Source organism: Lentzea sp. HUAS12, from assembly GCF_024125735.1.
Classification (GTDB): Bacteria; Actinomycetota; Actinomycetes; order Mycobacteriales; family Pseudonocardiaceae; genus Lentzea; species Lentzea albida.
Genome location: NZ_CP099738.1, coordinates 5,621,675 through 5,638,188 on the forward strand (window position 1 = coordinate 5,621,675; position 16,514 = coordinate 5,638,188).

Sequence of the window (16,514 nt, forward strand, 5' to 3'; positions counted from 1 at the left end):
CAGCTCACAGTCGAGCGACGGACTCGAGTACTCGTCTGGTGCGCGCCACCTCGTGCGCGCGGAAGACCGCGGCGCCCGCCAACGCCGCGATCGCGGTCGCGACGAGGGTGCCCTCGACGCGCTCGTGCAGTTCCACGCCGAGGGTCTCCCCGACGAAGTCCTTGTTGGACAACGCCATCAGCACGGGCCAGCCGGTCGCCACCAGGGCGTCCGTGTGCCGCACCAGCGCGAGGCTGTGCCATGTGTTCTTGCCGAAGTCGTGTGTGGGGTCGATCAGCACGCTCTTGCGAGGCACACCGAGCGCGACCACCCTCTCGGCGCGTTCAGTCGTCTCCGCGACGACGTCCGCGACGAGGTTCGGGTAACTCACCCTATGCGGACGCGTGCGGGGCACCGCACCGCCCGTGTGCGAGCAGACGTAACCGGCGCCGTACTCCGCGGCGACCTCGGCCAGTTGCGGGTCCGCGCCCGCCCAGGTGTCGTTGAGCAGGTCGGCGCCGGCCTCGCAGACGAGCCTGCCGACGTCCGCGCGCCAGGTGTCGCTGCTGATGATCAGATCGGGGTACGCGTCGCGCACGCGGGCGATGAACGGCACGACGCGACGCACTTCCTCGCTCGCGTCGACCAGATCGCCGGGGCCCGCCTTCACGCCGCCGATGTCCACTATGTCCGCACCCTCGGCCACCACGCGGTGCACGGCCTCCATGGCCACGTCTTCGGCGTAGGTGGCGCCCTTGTCGTAGAACGAGTCGGGGGTGCGGTTGATGATCGCCATCACCAGCGCGTGGTCGCGGACGACGGTCCGGCCGCGGAACTGGAGCTCGATCACATCCCGTGTCTACCAGGTGGTCCCCGACCTTTGCACATGGCGGACGTCTCATACTGCGTGGCGTGGAACTGGTGAAAGCGGTCGACGCGCTCTGGCAGCGCGGCTGGCTGCCGTACGACGTGCGCGAGATCGTGGCGCGTTCGCTCGATGAGTCGGCCATCTCTCTCGTGGTGGACGTGATCGCTTTGTCCTGTTCGCCGCACGTCGAGTCGACGGTGCACCCGCGGTGGCGGCGTCAGCTGGACGAGATCGGCGCTTCGGTGTGGTGGGAGGGGCCGCTGCTGGAGGCGTGGGCGACGCGGCACATCGAGACGCGGTCGTACGCCGAACGCACGGCGGCCGAGCTGCTGAAGTTCCTCGGGCGCTTGCCGTCGTTGCCGCAGATCCTGCCGTTGCCGGGTGACGCGCTGATGTCGGCCGTGCGCGCGGGACTGGACCCGAAGGTGCTCAACCGGGTGCGCGGCCTGCTCGCGAAGGCCGAGTCGACGGCGTTCCCCGAGGAGGCGGAGGCGCTGTCGGCCAAGGCGCAGGAGCTGATGAACCGGCACGCGCTGGAACGGGCGGTGCTCGACGCCGACCTGCCCGCCCAGGCGACGTCGCGGCGGTTGTGGCTCGACAAGAGCTACTTCAAGGAGAAGTCGCAGCTCGTGCACGTGGTGGCGGAGGCGTTCCGGTCGCGGGCGGTGGCGTACGACGGGTTCGGGTTCGTCGCGCTGGTCGGTGACGAGGTGGACCTGGAGAGCGTGGAGCTGCTGGCGACGTCTCTGCTCGTGCAGGCGACACGGGCGATGGTCGCCGTGGGCGGGCGGGCCGGGAAGGGCAGTGAGGCGCGCTCGCGGCCGTTCCGGAAGTCGTTCCTGGTGGCCTACGCGTCGCGGATCGGGGAGCGGCTGACGCCGGACACCCCGGAGGCCGAGGACGAGCGGCTGCTGCCGGTGCTCGCGAACCGCAAGCAGGCCGTGGACACGTTGTTCTCGGAGATGTTCACGCGCACGCGCACCTCGCGCGTGACCGTGCGTTCGGCCGCCGGGTGGGGTGCGGGACGTGCCGCCGCGGACGCCGCCGACATCGGCGCGGGCCGCGGCGCGGTGACCTCCGGCCACCCCTTCGAGTGAACCCCTGGCCCACAACGGCCTCCGGAGCGCCCCAACCCCGGAAAACCGTCAGACCCCCTCCCTAACGTCGACCCCATGACATCCACCTTCCACAACGAGGTCCAGCTCGGTGAGGTCCACTACCGGCTGAGCGCGACGACCGACTCCGACGAGTCGATGGTGCTCGACCTGCTGGGGTCGCTCGGCTCCGGCGAGGTGGTCGCGGACGGCCGCCTCCGCCTGCCGGTCGAGGGCGGCGCCACGATCGGCAAGCTCCTCTCGCGCGTCCTGGGCGCCCACACGCGCCTGCGCAGCCGTCCGACCCGCCACGCCAACGCCAACCAGCCCTGGACCGAAGCCCTCGACACCGCACTGCGCACCGCCTGGCTCACCCCGACCGAGTCCGACTCGCCGAAGCTGATCAGGTCCCTGGCCGACGACATGGAGCGCTCCCCCACCGCCATCCGCGCCCGCCTCGCTCGCGTGGGCTGCGACCCGGACGTACCGGGCCGCGAACTCTCCGCGGCGGGCGCGGTGCTGCTAGGGGGAAACTCAGGGGCGGGTCAGGGAAAGACCTGATTCGCGAGCCCCCGCGCCCGGCAGACCCTGGAGGAGCAGGCACCAGAGTCTCAGCAGGGGGTACGCAGTGGAAATCGGCGGCTTGTTCACCGCACTGCTCTTCGGAGCGATCATCGGCGGCCTGGGCCGCCTGGTGATGCCGGGCAGGCAACACATCTCGTTGCTCGCCACCGTTCTCGTGGGCATCGTCGCCGCCCTCCTGGGCACCGCGGCGGCCACGGCCCTGGGCGTCGCCGACACCCCGGGCATCGACTGGATCGAACTGGCCCTGCAGGTAGGCCTCGCCGGCGCCGGCGTGACCCTGTGGTCCACCCGTTCCAGGCGCAAGCTCCCCCACTGACCCCCGGCGACGGGCGGCCGCACAGCCGCCCTCCCACCCCACCCCGCTGCCGGTACGCCCGAGCCGCGAAGCCCTCCGCGCGCCACCGCGCCCGGACCGCCCAGCGCCCAACGGGCCCGGCAGCCCGTCCCGGCCACCGACCGCCCGCATCCCGAGCCACGCTGCCGTCCCGCGCCGGATCGCGGAACCCCAGCGCCGCCACCGGGCGCCGCAGCCCCGCCACCACCGGACAGCCGAAGCCTTCGGTCACCTCGTCGCCGCCGTCCTGCGCCTGAACGCGCGCACCCCGGCGCCATCAACGGGCCGAGACCTCAGCACCCGCTCCACAACCGGCCACCTCGCCACGCTGCCAAGCACCATCTCGCGCGCAGCCATCCGCGAGCGCATCCCGCTGCCGCACCGGGCCTGAACGCGCGTGCCCCAGCGCTCTGACAGCTCCGGCAGCCGCACCCCGGCAACCAGCCGACGCCCCGAGGACACGTCGTCCCGCTGCCGCACCGCGCTTGAGCGTGCGTGCCCCAGCGCAAGACCGGTCTCGCGCATCCGGCAACCCGGCGATCAGGCTGGCGCCTGCCACATCAAGACGCCACGACTCATCTACCGCTCCAGCCGCCTGCCCCGCACAGCCCCGCCACCCGCCTACCGCCCCTCCGAAAGGAGGCCGCCCCAACCCTGATCCGCCCGCTCCCCGCCCACCACAGCCTCCAACCGCCCACCGCCCCCGCCGCCCGACCGAAAGGACCCCGCCCCACCTCCAGACCGCCCTCCCCACAACAGAATCGCCCCACCCTCAACCCGGTCCACCCCGGATGATCAGCGAACGTTCATCCGGCAGTCGCCCAGGTCGGCCACAATGCGCGCCTCCGAGCCTTGAGGAGGACCAGTGGTCCGGTTGTGCACAGGCCTGGTGGCCTTGGTGTTGCTCGTGTCGGCCGCACCGGCGCAGGCGTCGGCGCCGTCGCGGTTCCAGCGGTTCGACACGATGCCGGTGTTCCGCAACAGTTCCGCGGCGGAGCACACGGCCGCCGAGATCGCGGCCGCCACCGCGGACGGGCGGCTGGTCGTCTACACCGACTCGCCCGCGCGCCGTATCGGGTTCGCCAGACCGGCCAGATCGGGGCGGGCGCTGACACCGGACGGTGTGCTGGCCATGCCGGGTGAGCCGACGTCGGTCGACGTCGTCGGCGGGCTCGCGCTGGTCGCGGTCAACACCTCGAAGTCGTACACCGAGCCGTCGGGTGTGCTGGTGGTCGTCGACCTCGGCAGGCGCGCGGTCGTGGCCACGCACGAGCTGGGCGGGCAGCCCGACTCGATCGACATCTCGAAGGACGGCCGGTACGCGGCCGTCGCGATCGAGAACGAGCGCGACGAGGACGTCAACGGGGGCGCGATCCCGCAGGCGCCCGCGGGGTTCCTCACCATCGTCGATCTGGCCGGGCAGAAGCCCGACCGGTGGACGCTGCGCAAGGTCGGGCTGACCGGGATCGCGGAGGTCGCGCCCACCGACCCGGAGCCGGAGTACGTCAGCATCAACGGTCGCAACCAGGTGGCCGTGACGTTGCAGGAGAACAACCACATCGCGATCGTGGACCTCAGGTCCGGCACCGTGGTCAAGCACTTCTCCGCGGGCACGGCCACGGTCCGCGACACCGACACCAAGGACGACGGGAGGTACGACCCCACCGAGACCATCACCGCCGCGCGCGAACCCGACGCGGTCGCGTGGCTGGACGACCACACGCTCGGCACCGCCGACGAGGGCGACTACCTCGGCGGGTCGCGCACGTGGACCGTCTTCGACGCCGACTCCGGCCGGGTCGTGTTCTCCTCGGGCAACGAGCTCCAGCGGATCGCGGTCGAGCAGGGGCAGTACCCGGACGGCCGGTCGGACAACAAGGGTGTCGAGCCGGAGGGTCTGGCCGTAGCGACGTTCGGGCGTGACCGGTACGCGTTCGTCGGGCTGGAGCGCGCCAACCTCGTCGCGGTCTACGACGTGAACGACCCGCGCAGGCCGCGTTTCCTGCAGGCGCTGCCCACCGGTGTCGCGCCGGAGGGTCTGCTGCCGATCCCCGCGACCGGCACGCTCGTCGTCGCGGCGGAGGAGGACTCGGCGCAGGACGGCATCCGCTCGTCGCTCAGCGGGTACCGGCTGACCCGCACGCCGCTCGCGTTGTCGTTGGCGCGCAACCAGGGCACGCCGTCGATCGTGTCGGACGGCATCGGGTTCGGGGCGCTGTCGGGGCTGTCCGGCGTTCCGGGTGACCACCGGAACGTCGTCGCCGTGACGGACGCCGCCTTCGACCCGACGCGGATCCTGACGATCGACACGGCGGTGGCGCCGGCGAAGGTCCGCGGGGAGCTGACGCTGACCAAGGACGGCGAGCCCGTCGGGTACGACGGTGAGGGCATCGCCGCGCGGAAGAGCGGTTACTGGATCGCGGTGGAGGGAGACGGCAAGCAGAAGCCCAACCTGCTCGTGGAGGTCGCCGCGAACGGGGCGGTCACGAGGGAGGTCCCGCTGCCCGAGGTGGTCGCGAAGACCGCCACGAGCAACGGGTTCGAAGGTGTGACCGTGACCGGCAGCGGCACGTCCGAGCAGGTGTGGCTCGCCGTGCAGCGGGAGTGGAAGGCCGACAGGGCGGGCCAGGCCACGCTCGCGCGCTTCACCCCGGCGACCGGTGAGTGGGCGTTCGCGGCGTACCCGCTCGACGCGCCTCAGGCCGGTGCGTGGATCGGCCTGTCCGAGATCACGGCGCTCGACGACCGCACGCTGCTCGTCCTCGAACGCGACAACCAGCGTGGTGACGCGGCCAGGACCAAGAAGGTCTACCGCGTCGACATCAGCGGGCTCCAGCCGGTGCCGGCGGGCGCCGAGAAGCCGGTGGTGTCGAAGGAACTGGCGCAGGACCTCGTTCCCGCGCTGAGGGCGGGCGGCGCCGCCACGCACGACAAGCCCGAGGGCCTGGCCGTGGTCGGCAGCGGCCCGTTCCGGAGGCTGGTCGGCGTGGTGGACAACGACGGGCTGGACGACGCTCCCGGTGAGTCGGTGTTCCTGCGCCTCGGCCGGATCTGATCAGGCGGGCGGCCGGTCCTCCGGCGGCAGGGAGAGGTAGGCCGGGCGCAGCAGCTCCACGAGCGACGCCCGGCCCACCGTGATCGGCACGGCGTCGAGCTGGTCGAGCACCGCGTCCGCGCGCACGGCGGCGGTCGGGTCGCCGAGGCTCACGCCGGACACGGTCTGCTTCTGCCAGAACGTTTCCAGGCACTTGGTGAGCGGTGGCGCCTCCTCGCGGGCCACGACGCTGCGCGCGGTGCCGCGCAGCGTGCGGAGGCGTTCGAGCAGGTCCTCCCGGCCACGGCCGCGCCAGGCCAGGATCTCGAACGGGTCGTTGTCGAACGACTCGGCCAGCAGGTAGCAGGTGGCGGCGAGGTGCTTGCACGGCACCTCCCAGTCCGGGCAGGTGCAGTCCATCGTCAGCTCGCGCTGCGTCGCCGGGAAGAGCTGGAGGCCGAGCGACGAGAACAGGCTCTCGATGTCGGCCGGCATCTCGCCGGCCAGCAGTTTCGCGGCGTACAGGGCCTTGCCCGCCAGGGCGTGCTCGATGCGCTGCCACTCCTGGCCGGTGAATGCCTTGATGGCGATCCGCGTCTTGTACGGCGTGGGCCGCGAGCCCTGCACCAACGCGATGACCATGCTCGTCGAGAGCGACAACGACAGGACCTGGCCCTGCCGCGCGTAGTTGCGGCCGCGGGTCAGCCGCCCGCCCATGCCGAACGACTCCAGCACCTCGATGAAGCGCCGCGACCACCAGGTGGCGCCGATGTCGCCGCGCTTGCTGCGCGCCTTGATGCCGTTGTCCACCTTGATGGTCTTGCCGTAGCGCGGGCGTTCGCCCGACCAGTGCTCACTCACCGACGGCCTCCCCGGACAACGTCAGCAGGTCCCGCAGCTGCGCGGTGGACAGGTCGGTGAGCCAGTTCTCGCCGGCGCCGACCACCAGCTGGGCCAGGGCGCGCTTCTCCTCGATCATGGCGTCGATGCGCTCCTCCAGGGTGCCGATGCAGACGAACTTGCGCACCTGCACGTTGCGGCGCTGGCCGATCCGGAACGCGCGGTCGGTCGCCTGGTCCTCGACGGCCGGGTTCCACCAGCGGTCGAGGTGGATCACGTGGTTCGCGGCGGTGAGGTTGAGCCCGGTGCCGCCCGCCTTCAGCGACAGCAGGAACAGCGACGGCCCCTTGCTGTCTTGGAAGCGCTCGACCATGCGGTCGCGGGACGCCTTGTTCGTGCCGCCGTGCAGGAACATCACCTCGGTGTCGAAGCGCGCGGCCAGGTAGGGCACGAGCATGCTGCCGAACTCGGTGAACTGCGTGAAGCACAACGCCTTGTCGCCCTCGGCGAGCACTTCCTCCAGCACCTCCTCGAGGCGCGCGAGCTTGCCGGAACGGCCGGCGACGCGGGAGCCGTCGCCGAGGAAGTGGGCCGGGTGGTTGCAGACCTGCTTGAGCTTCGACATGGTCGCGAGCACCAGTCCCTTGCGGCCGATGCCCTCCGCCTCTTCGATCTTCTCCAGCATGTCGTTGACGACGGCCTGGTAGAGCGAGGCCTGCTCGGTCGTCAGGTTGCACAGCTGGCGCATCTCGACCTTGTCCGGCAGGTCGCTGATGATGCGCGGGTCGGTCTTCACGCGCCGCAACACGAACGGGTTCGTGATCTTGCGCAGGCGGGCGGCGGCGTCCTGGTCGTTGTGGCGCTCCACGGGGACGGCGAAGCGCGCGCGGAACGTGTTGACCGTGCCGAGCACGCCGGGGTTGGCGAAGTCCATGATCGACCACAGCTCGGCCAGGCGGTTCTCGACGGGCGTGCCGGTCAGCGCGACGCGGTGGCGCGCCTTGAGCTGCCGCACGGCCTGGGACTGGCGGGTGGCGCTGTTCTTGATGTTCTGCGCCTCATCGAGCACCACGCGGTCGAAGGTGAGCTCGCTCAACGCGTCGGCGTCGCGTGCGGCCAGCGCGTAGGTGGTGAGCACCAGGTCGTTGCTCTCCACGGCCTCGCGCAGCGCGTCGCCGTCCAGGCGGCCGGTGCCGTGGTGCACGTGCACCTTCAGCTCCGGGGTGAACCGCGCTGCTTCACGCTGCCAGTTGCCGACGACCGACATCGGGCAGATCAGCAACGTCGGCGGGCGCGTGCCGTGTGCGCGGTTGAGCGCCTCCAGTGCCAGCAGCTGAACGGTCTTGCCGAGGCCCATGTCGTCGGCCAGGCAGGCACCCAGGCCGATCTTGTCGAGGAACGCGAGCCAGGCCAGGCCGCGCTGCTGGTACGGACGCAGCTGCGCGCCGAAGTTCGCCGGCGGCTCAACGGGTTCGAGCTGTTCGTCGGCCCTGCCGGACAGCAGGTCGCCCAGCCAGCCGTCGGCCTCGACCGACATCAGCGGGAGCGGCAGGCTCTCGTCCTCCTCGGTGAGTCCGCTGTGGAGCATCACCTCGGCCGCGGTCATCTGCCCGCCGCCGCGCTGGAGGAACGCGAGCCCGGCCGCGAGCCGCTTCTGGTCGACCTGGACCCACTGGCCGCGCACCTTGACCAGCGGCACCTTCGCGCGCGCCAGCTCGGCCAGTTCGGCGTCGGTGAGCGTGTCCTCGCCGAGAGCGAGCTCCCACTTGTAGTCCACAATGGACTTCAGGCCGATCTCGCTCTCCTTGGCGACGGTCCCGGCCGTGCCGCGGCTCTTCGTCGTGAGCTTCAGCCCCAGTTTCGTGGTCTGCTGCCACCACGACGGCAGCAGCACACCGAACCCCGCCTGCGCCAGCACGGGCGCCGCCTGCAGGAACCGGTACGCGCCCTCGGCACCGACCTCCATCTCGGCCGGGTGCGAGCCGCGCAACGCCTCGTCGAGGTCGGGGTGCAGCTTGCTCGCTCGTCCGAGGTCGGCCAGCAGGTGTTCCTGCGGCGCGGGGATCCAGCGCCGCAGCACGCCGTCGTCCGCGAACCAGACCTGCTGCGCGGGCACGAGGACGCTCGGCTCGTCGACGGCCTGCAGCAGGAACTCGACGGCCCACTCGTCCTCGTCGCGCTGTTCGGGCGAACGCAGCCGGAAGCACGTGCGCACAGGGCTCTCGTTGCCCGCGCTGACGCGCCAGCGGTCCAGCTGCTCGCGCAGTTCGTAGAGCTCGACCGGGTCCGCGTCGAACGCGGGCTCGCCCGTGAGCGCGGCGAGCCACGCCTCCGCCGTCGTCTCGCGGCCCCGCTTCCCCGGGAGGAGGCCGGTGCCCCTCAACCGGTCGCGCACCTGCTCGTCGACGGCGTTCGTGAGCGCGGCGCGGACCAGTTCCGCCGGGTCGCCGGCGATCTCCTCGCACCGGCAGGCGGGCGGCATCGCGGCCTGCAACGCCGCGAACCGCGCCGAGTCCGTTCCCGACAGCACCGGCACCCACCGCGCGACGGCCCGCTCCGGCGCGACCGAGGGCAGCACACGGCCGCGGTCGACCAGGTCGGTGGCGAACCCGGCCACGTCGAACACGAACCGCGCGGAGTCGCTCAGCCTCGTCTCGGCGCCCAGCTCCGGCACGCCGTCGAGAGGAATCGTGGGCACACCCCACTGCCTCAGCTGCACCTTGCCGCGCGGTGCCCGTCCCGCCGTCAGCGGATCGCGCACCAGCTCGGGCGAGGCCATCGGTCCCGACGCGAACGACGGCAGCAGCAACGCGCGCGCGGTCGTTTTGCGTGGTTCCTGCCCGAGCGCGGCGGCCAGCGATTCGGCCGAGGCCGCGAACGGGTGCGGCGCGTCCCGGCGCGTGCTCTCACTGCGTGCGGGCAGGCCGGAGTCCTCGGCCCACAGCGTGAGGACGCCATCGGTCGTGCACAGGCCATGCAGTACGAGCACCTCCGAACCCTATGTGCTCACATTGGGGCCATGGTCGAAGACTCCCCTGTCGTGCTGGACGGTCAGTCCCTCAGCGCCGACGACGTGGTGCGTGTCGCGCGGTATCACGCGCCGGTGTCTCTGCACGCTGATGGCATCGCACGGCTCGAAGCGTCGTGGGGCGCCAGCCAGCGTCTTGTGGTGCGACGACAGGTGTACGGCCGCACGACCGGTGTCGGCGCGAATCGCGACCAGCTCGTCAGCACCGAGGGATGGGCCGAGCACGGTCTGCGCCTGCTGCGCAGCCACGCGGGCGGGCTCGGCGGCATGCTCCCCGAGGAGCAGGTGCGCGCGATGATGGTCGTGCGCCTGAACCAGCTCCTCGCGGGTGGCGCCGGCGTGCGCAGGGCCGTGGCCGACGCGCTGCTCGCCGCGTTGAACAGCAGCTGCTACCCCGGCGTGCACGAGTACGGCGCCATCGGCACCGGCGACCTCACCGCGCTGGCCGAGACGGGCCTGACCCTGCTCGGCGAGCGCTACTGGCTCGGCTCGACGCAGACCCCGGACCCGATCGAGCTCGACTCGGGCGACGCGCTGGCGTTGATCAGCAGCAACGCCCTCACGATCGGCATGGCGGGCCTCGCCTGGAAGGACGCCCACGAGCTGCTGAAGGCGACCCACGTCGTCGCCGCGCTGTCGTTCCTCGCCGTGGACGGTGCCGTCGAGGCCTACGACGAACGCGTCCACCTCGGCCGCCCGCACCCCGGTCAGCTGGCGGTCGCCGCGGAGATGCGCCGCCTGATCGGCGACCCGCCGCGCCCGCCCGCCCGCATCCAGGACCCGTTCGGCTACCGCTGCTTCCCGCAGATCCACGGCCCGGCCGTGGACGCCGCCACCGACCTAGCCCGCGTGCTCGACGTCGAGTTCAACGCGGCCGCCGAGAACCCGCTGATCGTCGCCGACCACTTCGGACCGGAGGACGACGCCGCGTACCACCACGGCGCCTTCCACAGCGCCTACCTGGGCCAGGCGCTCGACCGGTTGCGGCTCGCGATGCTGCACACCGGCCACATCTCGACCGCGCGTCTCGCGACGCTGGTCGAGCCGAACTTCACGGGCCTGCGCCCGTTCCTCGCGGAGGGTGTGCGCGGCAGCTCGGGCGTGATGATCCTGGAGTACAGCGCGAACTCCGCGCTGGCCGAGGTCCGCACCCTCGCCGAGCCCGCGAGCATCGGCAACGCCGTGGTGTCGCGGGGCCAGGAGGAGAACTCGAGCTTCGCGTTCCAGTCCGCCTCACAGGCCCTGCGCTCGCTGGGCGCGTTCCGCCTGGTGCTCGCGTGCGAGGTCGTCGCCGCCGTCCGCGCGCTGCGGCTGCGCGGCATCACGCCCCTGACACCGCCGCTGCGCGCCGCCTTCGAGGCAGCCGAGGCGAAGCTCAACCCGGACATGTCCGACCGGCAGCTCAGCCCGGACGTGGAGGTGGCCTCGGCGCTGCTGGACGACTTCGCCGCCTGCTGAGGCTTGACCTCCACTTTGCTGGAGCTCCTACGGTCGCCACCACCAGGTTGTCCGAGGTGGGGGATGTGACTGTGATGCGTGCCGTCCGTGTGCACGAGTTCGGCGGGCCTTCGGTGCTCCGCGTGGAAGAGGTTCCCGAGGTGGTGGCCGGCCCCGGCCAGGTCGTGGTGGCTCTGGAGGTCGCTGACGTGATCTTCCTGCACGCACTGCTCCGCGGCGGCTGGGGCCGCGAGTACTTCCCGCTGACGCTGCCGCACGTGCCCGGCCAGGGCGGCGCGGGCCGGGTGATCTCCGTGGGCGAGGGGGTGGACCCGTCGTGGCTCGGCAGGCGCGTCGCATCCCGCAACTCGGTGACCGGCGCCTACGCCGAGCAGGCCGTCTTCCCGGTCGACGGGATCGTCGAGGTGCCGGACGGCCTCAGCTCGGCCGAGGCCGCGGCCATGGTGCACGACGGCGTGACGGCACTGCTGATCCTCCGCCGCGTGCGGGTGGAGAAGGGCGCGTGGGTCCTGGTCGGGGCCGCGACAGGGGGTGCCGGGTCGCTGCTCGTGCAGCTGCTGCGCGCGGCAGGCGCACGGGTCGTCGGCGCGGCGCGCGGCGCGCGCAAACTCGAGCTGGCCCGCGAACTGGGCGCCGAGGTGGTCGTCGACTACTCGCTTCCGGGCTGGCAGGACCAGGTGCGCTCGGCGACGGGTGGTGTCGGGCTGGCGTTCGACGGCGCGGGCGGGGTGCTCGGCCGGGAGACGTTCGGGGTTGTGGCCGAGGGGGGCCGGTTCGTCACCTACGGGTCTTCGGACGGGTTGGCCGACATCGATCCGGAGGAGGCGGCACGGCGGCGGGTGCACGTGGACAACGTGCTGGCGGACGGGGCGCCTGAGGTGGGTGTGGTGACGGAGCTCCTTGCTGAGGCGCTCGAGTTGGTGGTGCGGGGGCGGATTCGGCCGGTGATCAGTGCGACGTATCCGCTGGAGGAGGCGGAGAAGGCGCACCGGTCGTTGGAGGAGCGGGCGACGCTCGGCAAGTCGCTGCTGCTGGTGGTGTGAGCGCGGGCGGTTGAGGGACGGCCGGGTGGCGGGGGCGGCCGGGTGGCGGGGGCGGTCGGGGATAGGGGCGCGGCGGTGGTCGCGGGGGGCGGTGGTCGCGGGGGGGCGGCGGCAGTGGCGGAGGCCGATGGGTCGTGGAGGCAGGCGGGTCGCGGGGTGGAGGCGGCGTGAGCAGCAGCAGGGCGGGCGGCAGCGGGCAGGTGCTGGCAGGGCAGGCGGCAGCAGACAGGTCGCTGGCGGCAGCAGGTGCCAGCGGGCAGCAAGCAGCGGCCTGGCACGCAGGCGGCAGCCACCACCCGTCGCCGAGGCGGTGACCGGGCAGCGCGTGGGTGCGTGCGGCCGCCGGGGCCGGGTTGCGCTGCCATCCCCGTGCGGCGCAGCCCGGCCGGCCGGGCGGTCAGCCTCCTGCCACGCTTGGCAGGATCTGGATCTCCGCGCCTGCCGGGAGCGGTGTGTCCGGGCCTGACAGGCGGCGGCACTCCTCGCCGTTGACGTAGAAGTTCACGTAGCGGCGCAGGCCCGCTCGTTCGTCGCGGAGGCGGCGGTCCAGGCCCGGGTAGGTCTCTGCCAGCACGTCCAGTGCCGCGCCCAGGGTGGCTGGGGGTGGGACTTCGACGTCCAGGTGGGCGGCGCCGGCCGCTGCTGACCTGAGGACGCCTGGGATCAGGACCTTCACCTTCACGCCGGGATCACCGCCGCCCTGACCGACATCACGTCCGGGAGGTGCGCCGCCACCTGGTGCCAGGTCTCGCCCTCGTCGGGGCTCGCGTAGACCTCGCCCGAGCGGGAGCCGAAGTAGACGCCGGGGACCTCGGCGGTGTCGGTGCACATGGCGTCGCGCATCACGGCCGTCCAGAAGTCGTCCGGCAGGCCCGCGCCGAGGGACTGCCAGGTCTCGCCCGCGTCCCGGGAGCGGTAGACGCGGCACTTGCCCTCCGGCGGGAAGCGGCGGCCGTCGGCCTCGATCGGGAACGTGAAGATCGTGTCCGGGTCGTGGGGGTGGACGACCATCGCGAAGCCGAAGTCGGTGGGGAGGCCCTCGGCGATCGACTGCCAGGTGTCGCCTCCGTCGTCGCTGCGGTAGACGCCGTGGTGGTTCTGGGCGTAGAAGCGGGAAGTCAGCGCCGGGTGTTGCGCGACCTTGTGGACGCACTGGCCGAACTCCGGCCAGGGGTCCGGGAAGAAGTACGCCTTGATGCCCTTGTTGCGGGCCTCCCAGGACTTGCCTCCGTCGGCGGTGCGGTAGACGCCGCCGGTGGACATCGCCACCAGCATGCGGTCGGGGTCGGCCGGGTCGGGCACGATCGTGTGGACGGCCTGGCCGCCGAAGCCCGCCTCCCACTCCGGGCGGTGCGGGTGGTTCCACAGGCCCTCGACGAACTCGAACGAGCGGCCGCCGTCGGAGGACTTGAACAGCGCCGACGGCTGCGTGCCCGCCCAGACGACGCCCGGCTGGGAGGCCGGGGCGGGTTGCAGCTGCCAGACGCGCTCCAGGGCGGCGTCCTCCACCGGGAACGCGATCGGCGGCGTCGCGGACTCCTCCCACGACGCCCCCAGGTCGTCCGAAATGGACACGCCGGGGCCGAAGTGCGGTGAGGCCACGCCGGCCAGCAGGCGGACGCCGGCGCGCGTGTCGAAAGCGACCGCGTACACCTCCTGCATCGCGTGGTGCGGACCGTCGACCTGCCACGAGACACGGTCCTCGCTGCGGGCGAGCCACAGCCCCTTGCGCGTACCGATCGCCACGACCACCGTCATCGCAACGCCGCCTCCAGACTCCATAGGTGTGATGCGGAGCACGTTACGCCGGGGGTCTGACAATTTCCGAGGGCGCGGGAAACCCCACGTAGACCCACAAGTTACTCACTGGTAGCGTCCGAAGCAGAAGACGCAAGGAGGCGACCAGTGCTGCTCGACCCGAACCACTACGACCCCGCCCACCTCGACGAGGAGACGCGCCGCCTGCTCAGGGCGACCGTCGACTGGTTCGAGGCCCGCGGCAAGCGGCAGCTCATCGCGGACGCGCAGGACAGGGTCTGGTACACGGACTTCCTCGACTTCGTGAAGCGCGAGAAGCTCTTCGCCACCTTCTGCACGCCGAGCGGCGTCGACGGCACCAAGCGCTGGGACGCCGCCCGCAACGCCGCGTTCAGCGAGGTGCTCGGCTTCTACGGCCTGCAGTACTGGTACGCGTGGCAGGTCACGGTCCTCGGCCTCGGCCCCATCTGGATGAGCGGCAACGAGGAGGCCAAGCAGAAGGCGGCCGCCCTCCTCGACTCGGGCGCGGTCTTCGCGTTCGGCCTCTCCGAGAAGGAGCACGGCGCCGACGTCTACAGCACCGACATGATCGTCACGAAGACCGAGGACGGCTACCGCGCCAACGGCAGCAAGTACTACATCGGCAACGGCAACGTCGCCGGCATGGTCAGCGTCTTCGGCAAGATCGACGACGAGTACCTCTTCTTCGCCGTCGACAGCCGGCACGAGAGCTTCGAGCTCGTCAAGAACGTCGTCGACAGCCAGATGTTCGTCAGCGAGTTCCGCCTCAATGACTACCCTCTCACCGATGCGGACATCCTCCACCGCGGCCCCGACGCCTTCAGCGCAGCGCTGAACACCGTCAACGTCGGCAAGTTCAACCTCTGCACGGCGAGCATCGGCATCTGCGAGCACTCGTTCCACGAGGCGATCACCCACGCCCACAACCGGATCCTCTACGGCAACCCGGTCACGGACTTCCCGCACGTGCGCCAGAACTTCGTGGACGCCTACGCGCGCCTCACCGCCATGAAGCTCTTCTCGGACCGCGCGGTCGACTACTTCCGCAGCGCGAACGAGGAAGACCGCCGCTACCTGCTCTTCAACCCCATCACCAAGATGAAGGTGACGAGCGAGGGCGAGCAGGTCATCGACCTGCTCTGGGACGTCATCGCGGCCAAGGGCTTCGAGAAGGACACCTACTTCACCCGCGCCACGGCCGACATCCGCGCGCTGCCCAAGCTCGAGGGCACCGTGCACGTGAACCTGGCCCTGGTGCTCAAGTTCATGCCGAACTACCTGTTCAACCCCGCAGAGTACGAAGAGGTCCCGACCCGCCACGACGCGGCGGACGACGACTTCTTCTGGCGCCAGGGCCCCGCGCGCGGCCTCGGCAAGATCCAGTTCCACGACTGGGAGCCGGTCTACGCCGAGCACGCCCACCTGCCGAACGTGAAGCTGTTCCACGAGCAGGCGAGCGCCATCAAGACCCTCCTCGCCACGGCGGCGCCGGACGAGGCCCAGCAGAAGGACCTCGACTTCCTGCTGAACCTCGGCCACCTCTTCACGCTGGTCGTCTACGGCCAGCTCGTGCTGGAGCAGGCCAAGATCACGGGCACCGACCAGCACGTGCTCGACCAGGTCTTCGACGTCCTGGTCCGCGACTTCGCGGGCTACGCGACCGCCCTGCACGGCAAGGCGAGCAGCACCGAGGCCCAGCAGCAGTGGGCGCTCGGCCAGATCCGCAAGCCGCACGTCGACCAGGCCCGGTTCGACGCCGTCTGGCAGCAGGTGGAAGCGCTCTCCGGCCGGTACGAGATGCGCCCCTAGGACTGGTAGCGCTCCAACGCCGCGATCATGAGTTCGAGCCCGAACTCGAACTCATGATCGTGGTCGTAAGTTCCCAGCTCGTCCATCACCTCAGCGGACAGCGGGAACGCCGACACGTCGACCTCGGAGTACGGCGACAACGCGATCCCGCCGAGCTCCGGCGACGTCGCGACCTCCCGCATCAACGTACCGAGCAGGTACGACACCATCGCCCGCATCATCCCGACGGCGATCTCGCCCCGGAACCCCGCGCGGTCGAAGTTCACCAACGCCGCCTCGATCGTCCGGAACCCCGCCTCGCTGCTCAGCCGCCGCGTCGCCAGCATCACGAACGCGCGGGGGTGCCGGCGGGCCAGTTCCCGCACCGCACGGGCGTGCGCCCGGATGTGGTCACGCCAGTCGTCGCTGTCCACGTGGTACGGACGCGCCTCGGCCATGATCCGCTCGGCCGCGAGGTCGACCAGCACGGCCTTGTTCGGCACGTGGTTGTACAACGACATCGTGCCCGCGCCCAGTTCGGCCGCGAGGCGCCGCATCGAGACGGCCTCGACGCCTTCTCGCTCGATCAACCGCACCGCCGCATCCACGATGCGGCCGCGGGTCAGCGGTTCACGGGACGACACTGGCGAAGACCCCGTGACGTGGAGTAGCTTCCCTGCGACG

At 71.5% G+C, this 16,514-nt stretch carries 14 protein-coding genes; 8 read left to right on the forward strand and 6 right to left on the reverse strand.

Features of this window, described 5'->3' with window-relative positions:
* Positions 1-4: 4 nt before the first annotated feature.
* Positions 5-829, reverse strand: coding sequence for a dihydropteroate synthase (gene folP / locus ND450_RS25290; protein ID WP_089922054.1), 825 nt, complete (start codon positions 827-829; stop codon positions 5-7).
* 62 nt (positions 830-891) lie between these two features.
* On the opposite strand from folP, the gene ND450_RS25295 reads away from it, so the two are divergent.
* The 4 genes from ND450_RS25295 (at position 892) to ND450_RS25310 (ending at position 5,915) form a co-directional block, all read left to right on the forward strand.
* The gene (locus ND450_RS25295; RefSeq protein WP_253321154.1) at positions 892-1,944 is read left to right on the forward strand and encodes a DUF2786 domain-containing protein; all 1,053 of its coding nucleotides are present in this window, start codon (positions 892-894) and stop codon (positions 1,942-1,944) included.
* A 75-nt stretch (positions 1,945-2,019) separates the two neighbouring features.
* Positions 2,020-2,502, forward strand: a complete 483-nt coding sequence (locus tag ND450_RS25300) for a hypothetical protein (protein ID WP_253321155.1) — start codon at positions 2,020-2,022, stop codon at positions 2,500-2,502.
* Positions 2,503-2,569: 67 nt separating this feature from the next.
* Positions 2,570-2,842 carry a GlsB/YeaQ/YmgE family stress response membrane protein gene (locus ND450_RS25305; RefSeq protein WP_089922051.1) on the forward strand — a complete coding sequence of 91 codons (273 nt, stop codon included), beginning with the start codon at positions 2,570-2,572 and terminating at the stop codon, positions 2,840-2,842.
* An 883-nt stretch (positions 2,843-3,725) separates the two neighbouring features.
* Positions 3,726-5,915 carry an esterase-like activity of phytase family protein gene (locus ND450_RS25310; RefSeq protein WP_253321156.1) on the forward strand — a complete coding sequence of 730 codons (2,190 nt, stop codon included), beginning with the start codon at positions 3,726-3,728 and terminating at the stop codon, positions 5,913-5,915.
* Here ND450_RS25310 and ND450_RS25315 read toward each other — a convergent pair whose 3' ends face one another.
* Entirely contained in the window at positions 5,916-6,755 is an 840-nt protein-coding gene (locus ND450_RS25315) for an SWIM zinc finger family protein (RefSeq protein ID WP_253321157.1), read from the reverse strand.
* Positions 6,748-9,723 (reverse strand): DEAD/DEAH box helicase, encoded by a 2,976-nt coding sequence (locus ND450_RS25320; RefSeq protein ID WP_253321158.1) that lies wholly within the window; start codon positions 9,721-9,723, stop codon positions 6,748-6,750. The genes ND450_RS25315 and ND450_RS25320 overlap by 8 nt, the downstream gene beginning before the upstream one ends.
* Before the next feature lie 30 nt (positions 9,724-9,753).
* On the opposite strand from ND450_RS25320, the gene ND450_RS25325 reads away from it, so the two are divergent.
* The 3 genes from ND450_RS25325 (at position 9,754) to ND450_RS25335 (ending at position 12,577) form a co-directional block, all read left to right on the forward strand.
* A complete protein-coding gene (locus tag ND450_RS25325) occupies positions 9,754-11,220 on the forward strand; it encodes an aromatic amino acid ammonia-lyase (RefSeq protein ID WP_253321159.1) in 1,467 nt (488 codons plus the stop codon).
* A 74-nt stretch (positions 11,221-11,294) separates the two neighbouring features.
* A complete protein-coding gene (locus ND450_RS25330) occupies positions 11,295-12,263 on the forward strand; it encodes a zinc-binding dehydrogenase (RefSeq protein ID WP_253321160.1) in 969 nt (322 codons plus the stop codon).
* A gap of 167 nt (positions 12,264-12,430) precedes the next feature.
* Positions 12,431-12,577: a hypothetical protein gene (locus ND450_RS25335; protein WP_253321161.1), complete on the forward strand. Its 147-nt coding sequence runs from the start codon at positions 12,431-12,433 to the stop codon at positions 12,575-12,577.
* An 83-nt stretch (positions 12,578-12,660) separates the two neighbouring features.
* On the opposite strand, the gene ND450_RS25340 is transcribed toward ND450_RS25335, so the two are convergent.
* Both ND450_RS25340 and ND450_RS25345 read right to left on the reverse strand, forming a co-directional pair.
* Positions 12,661-12,945 carry a MoaD/ThiS family protein gene (locus tag ND450_RS25340; RefSeq protein ID WP_089922046.1) on the reverse strand — a complete coding sequence of 95 codons (285 nt, stop codon included), beginning with the start codon at positions 12,943-12,945 and terminating at the stop codon, positions 12,661-12,663.
* A complete protein-coding gene (locus ND450_RS25345) occupies positions 12,942-14,021 on the reverse strand; it encodes an exo-alpha-sialidase (protein ID WP_253321162.1) in 1,080 nt (359 codons plus the stop codon). The genes ND450_RS25340 and ND450_RS25345 overlap by 4 nt, the downstream gene beginning before the upstream one ends.
* Positions 14,022-14,168: 147 nt before the next feature.
* Here ND450_RS25345 and ND450_RS25350 point away from each other — a divergent pair, with 147 nt between their 5' ends.
* Positions 14,169-15,851, forward strand: coding sequence for an acyl-CoA dehydrogenase (locus ND450_RS25350; RefSeq protein WP_253321163.1), 1,683 nt, complete (start codon positions 14,169-14,171; stop codon positions 15,849-15,851).
* On the opposite strand, the gene ND450_RS25355 is transcribed toward ND450_RS25350, so the two are convergent.
* The gene (locus ND450_RS25355; protein WP_253321164.1) at positions 15,848-16,474 is read right to left on the reverse strand and encodes a TetR/AcrR family transcriptional regulator C-terminal domain-containing protein; all 627 of its coding nucleotides are present in this window, start codon (positions 16,472-16,474) and stop codon (positions 15,848-15,850) included. The genes ND450_RS25350 and ND450_RS25355 overlap by 4 nt on opposite strands.
* Positions 16,475-16,514: the final 40 nt, after the last annotated feature.

Coding starts and splice junctions, on each gene's coding strand:
- ND450_RS25330 (WP_253321160.1), top strand. CDS start 11,295: ATGCGTGCCGTCCGTGTGCACGAGTTCGGCGGGCCTTCGGTGCTCCGC.
- ND450_RS25325 (WP_253321159.1), top strand. CDS start 9,754: ATGGTCGAAGACTCCCCTGTCGTGCTGGACGGTCAGTCCCTCAGCGCC.
- ND450_RS25300 (WP_253321155.1), top strand. CDS start 2,020: ATGACATCCACCTTCCACAACGAGGTCCAGCTCGGTGAGGTCCACTAC.
- ND450_RS25345 (WP_253321162.1), bottom strand. CDS start 14,021: ATGACGGTGGTCGTGGCGATCGGTACGCGCAAGGGGCTGTGGCTCGCC.